This window comes from Trueperaceae bacterium, from assembly GCA_031581195.1.
Taxonomy (GTDB): Bacteria; Deinococcota; Deinococci; order Deinococcales; family Trueperaceae; genus SLSQ01.
Map to the genome: position 1 here is coordinate 1 of JAVLCF010000147.1, position 4,428 is coordinate 4,428.

A 4,428-nucleotide genomic window follows, 5' to 3' on the forward strand; every position below is an offset into this window, starting at 1 on the left:
CCTACGGCGGCGTCGCCCTCGAACCGCAACGCTTCCCCGGCCCGGCGTTCCTCGATCATCCGTTCGGGGCGTTGCTGGAGGGGGGGGAGGGGTACCGGTCCGAGGTGCGCTATGCGTTTACCGGGTCCCGAGACCGCGCCTCGTCGTAGCCCGACCCGTGGGTCGTTCCTGGTCGTGAGGTCGGGTCAGGCACCTCGTCCCGGCCCGTACCGGTTTTGGGGCCGGGGGCGGGGGTTCTCAAGCGAACGCTCCGTGGCCGAGCTGCGCAATCTACGGGGGTCTCCCGATGGAACGAGATTTGGCCCGTGCGTACTCCCTGGCGTTCGCCGTGTCGCACTCGTGACCGGGCGGAGGGAAGCTTCGGGGTGCGCGGAGGTCGGTCGAGACGCCGTCCGCGTTCCGGTGGGGCGCGCAGAACGGGGCCGGCTACGGGCCCAGCCATCTCTTCACGACGCTCCTAACGGTGCCGTAACGGGGCCACCCTACGATGCATTCTGGGATTGACACCCACAAGTCCAGTGCATCGGAAGTAGGAGGCGTTTTCGTGAAAAAAGAAGTGATGGCCCTTGCTCTTGCGCTCGCGGTTGCCGGCGGGATGATCGGCACTGCGTTGGGGCAGGACAACCTTCAAGGTACGCCCACGGCGTCGGCCAGCGACACGCAGACGGTGGCCGACATCAACTTCTTGCCCGGGAACCGGATCGACGTGTCACCGAGCAATGGCAACGTCGATTTGACGCTTCAGTCGGGGCTGGAGAGCGTGGTCGACGATGAGGCCATGTCGATCGACTTCGTGTTCGGGTCGCTGTCGGGCTCGATTTCGGCGGAGATCGTGGACGCGAGGCGTGGCGGTACCAGCCGAAGCCTCGAGCAACTTCTGGATCTCTTGAGTGACGACGATGGGTCGGGCGACGTCGACGGCATGCAACTCTTCTTGTGTGAAGACGTGGCGTCCTTCTCGGATGGGAACTGCCAGGCGTTGATGGCCGACGATTTTTCGGCGGTCCAGTCGGTGCAGGTGCTTGACGCAGGGGATGTTGTTTTGGGCGACGCGTCTCCCCTTCTCGGATTTGATGGATCCGACAACTACCGCAAAGAGGGCGGACCGGCGCAAAGCCTGAAGCTCGGTGCAAAAACGATCGGAAACGGCCCGAGCGAGGCGTTCGATGACTTGGCGATCGATCTCGTGTTCACGATTACGGGGAGCAACTGATCCGCTACCGCGTTTCGTCTAGCGCGGAAGGGTCGAGGATGAAGACCGTTTCGTTGCGCGCGTCGCGATGAACTCGACGATGCCATTCTCGCCGAAAGGATATGGAACTATGATTCACCGTCGATTGACGAACTACGTTGCCGCGGCTCTCGCGCTGTCGGTCTTGGGTGTCGTCGGCGCCCAAGCGACGCCGGTCACGAGCCAGCAGCTGGATGCAGAGGACCGTGTGACCTCCGCATCCGACACCGTCACCGCAGACGTCACCTACCAGTTCGTGAACAGCGTGACCATCGGCACCGGAGAGGTGGGTGGATTGACGATCGCGGGGGCGGACACCTTCGCGTCGGTGGATGCCGGCTCCATCAGCTATTCCTTCGCCAATGACGCAACCGAGCTGTACGCCGAAATCATCGAGGTCAACGGGGCTGCGTACTCTCCAACGGACAACGATCTGAGTGCATGGTGGAAAGACGATCAGAACCACCTCGAGTTCGGCATTGGGCCGACCGGGATGACCGATGCGGACGACTTCAACAACCTCACGAACGGCGAGATTGCCAGCCTCTTCCCAGCGAGTGCAAGCGTCGGTAATTCTGGTCGGACCCAAGGAGTGGGTCTCGTGCGACTCGACTCGAAAGGTGATGGTGACGCGTTCGTGTTCGAGCGAAACGGCACGCCGACCGAAGATTTGAATGAAGGGGCGGGGGGACAACGGACCGAGGCGTTCCGTTACTACATCGCTCAACGCGGTGACGGGCCCGACGCCGGCTTCGGCAACGACGACACGAGCGAGTCGACCGACGCCATGAGCGTCACCGTGCAGTTCACCGTTGCACCGAGACAGTAGTTGCAGTGACCCGGACTCCGTCCTCGGTCGCCCCCCTCCCGCGCGACGGTGTTTCGAAGTCCGACACCACCCTTCCAGGGTGGTGTCGGACCCGTCCGCTGCGGACGGTCTTCCTCGGCATCGTGGCGTTCCTCGCCCTGTCGACATCGGCCTCCGCGAACATCGGCATCGTCGAAGACCTCACGGCGACCCTCGAGTTGAATCCTGGGGACGAGGTTACCCGAACGTTGACCGTGTTCAACCGTGGCGACGAACCACAGCGCGTGCGTGTCACGCCGTACGATCGGGACCCCAACACGTCGTCCCCGTACGTCGCCGCGGGGACGCTGAGCGCGTCGGCTGCCTCCATGATCACGCTCGAGGCCGACGAGTTCGTCGTGGCGCCCGGAGAAAACCGCTTGTTCACCTTCACGGTGTCGGTCCCCGAGGATGCACGGGACGCCAGAACCGTGTGGTCCACCCTCATGTTCACCCCCGTGGGGCCCCTTCAGGAGGAGGCCGCACCCACCGAAGGCATTCAGGTTCGGACGCGCACGAGGATCGCCTACGCCGTCCTCGTACACGTCGGCAACCCAACGGCCGAACGCATCGTCATCGGTGACGTCGCGGCGGGGACATCGCGGGATCCCTCCTCGGACGAGCTCCTCATCGACGCCTCGCTTCACGTGGAAGGCCAGCGAGCGACGCGCGTCGCCGTGCAAGCGCAGGTGTTCGATCGCTCGACCGGTGAACAGGTGTTCGCGACGCCGCCCGCCGAAACGCGACTGTATCCGGGCTACGACCGCGACGTGCGCTTCGACCTCTCGGACGTCGAGCCTGGGGCGTACGAAATCCTGCTGTTGGCCGAGACGAAGGACGACGATCTCTACGCCGTGCGCTTCGATTTGGACGTGGGTCAGGGCCAAGGTGAGTGAGCCTGGGCCACCCCACGGCCCGTAGCTGGCCGCGCATGCCCGCTGCAGGTCCCCGCCATGGTACGAGCCCACGCTCTCCTTCTCCTCGTTGCCTCGCTGGTGCTCCCCGGCGCTCAGGCGCAACGCGTCCAATCGCCGGACGCGCCTCCCGTCGTCGCTCCGGGCGAACACGAAGCGTTGCGGATCGTCCTCGAGCAGCCCGAGGGTGTCGATGGCACGTACGAGGTGGCGTATTCGCACCCACCGTTCGTCCGTCTGGTCGCCCCACGAACGATACTGAACGTCGCTGGTGGTGAGGTGCGCGCCCTCGTCGTCCCCATTCAGGTGGTGGACGGCGCCCCGCCTGGTCCGGCCGTGGTGGAGTTGACGCTGACCACCTCCGCGGAGGACGTACGTGCCGTGTCCGTTCCCTTCGAGGTCGAGGAGGTCGTCGGTGGCTCCCTCGAGATCGTCGAGGCGCCCGTCGTCCCCGTGCGCGGCCCGTACGACGTGGTGGTCCGCGTCGACAACCGCGGCAACGTACGCACGTCGTTCGTCGTCGGCGGGACCGGGGTGCGCGAGCAGGGGCGGAGCGTCGACCCCGACGTTCTCGAGCTTGAGCCCAACGCATCGGGACGCGTCACGGTGCGCGTCACCCCGGAGCCGCCCGACGGGCGACGCCGCACCGATCGCACCTGGGTCGTGCTTCAGCATCCCGACTCCGGCGAGCGGTTGGCCGGCATTCGAACCCCCGTCACGGTGCTCCCCCGCGGCCCCGAGCGCCGCGACAGCGGCCCGTTTCACACGATTCCGTTGACCGTCCGGACGTCTGCGGCGATGCGAATGGAAGCCACGAACGGTGGATGGACCTTCGACGAGAGGGCGATGCCGACGAGCCTCGCCACGAGGTTCACCGGCGCCTTACGCGACACGGGTCGCCCCCGCGTATCGGGCTCGTTGAGCCTGCCGCTGAACGGCGACGGACCCCCCGTTTCGCCGCGCGGTACCGCGGTGCGATCGACGTGGCCCTCGACCTCCCCGGCTCGACGCGAATGGCGACGCGAACCACCTACCTGCGGGGGCTCGGTGCACGCATCGACCTGCCGGTTCGGCAGGCCGTCGACCGTCGAAACCGCGTGTCGCTGGCGCTCTACCAGAACGACGGACGTGCACAGGCCGGCCTCGGGGTCCGGCTCCGTGACGCCCGCGCGTCCGGCGCGTGGTCGGCTGGCGTGGGCGCGACGCTGCACCCCACCCACCGCTCGCTGGGGGGGACGGTGGCCGTGCGGGTGGACGGGACGACCGACGTCGCCCTCGACGCCGCGTTCGGTCGGCGGTTCGGTCCCCTCGAGCCCCGAGCGACGGGCGATGCGTCCCTCTCGCTTCAGGGAGAGGCGGGTGCGCTTCGCGTCGAACGGAGCTGGTCCATCGACGACGACGACGAAGAGGACGGGTACGCGCGCGTCCGACGGCAG

Annotated in this window: 4 protein-coding genes; all 4 read left to right on the forward strand. The window is 66.6% G+C overall.

Annotation, left to right across the window (positions count from 1 at the left end; all coding sequences use genetic code 11):
* Positions 1 to 544 precede the first annotated feature (544 nt).
* A complete protein-coding gene (locus RI554_10570; protein ID MDR9392459.1) occupies positions 545 to 1,213 on the forward strand; it encodes a hypothetical protein in 669 nt (222 codons plus the stop codon).
* 109 nt (positions 1,214 to 1,322) lie between these two features.
* A complete protein-coding gene (locus RI554_10575; GenBank protein ID MDR9392460.1) occupies positions 1,323 to 2,060 on the forward strand; it encodes a hypothetical protein in 738 nt (245 codons plus the stop codon).
* 122 nt (positions 2,061 to 2,182) lie between these two features.
* Positions 2,183 to 2,974: a hypothetical protein gene (locus RI554_10580; protein ID MDR9392461.1), complete on the forward strand. Its 792-nt coding sequence runs from the start codon at positions 2,183 to 2,185 to the stop codon at positions 2,972 to 2,974.
* Between the two features lie 1,031 nt (positions 2,975 to 4,005).
* The coding region (locus tag RI554_10585) for a hypothetical protein (GenBank protein ID MDR9392462.1) at positions 4,006 to 4,428 on the forward strand (423 nt) is incomplete at its 3' end.

What these genes read in the sequence shown, in the direction of transcription:
- RI554_10575 (MDR9392460.1), top strand. Translation starts at nt 1,323, where the DNA reads ATGATTCACCGTCGATTGACGAACTACGTTGCCGCGGCTCTCGCGCTG.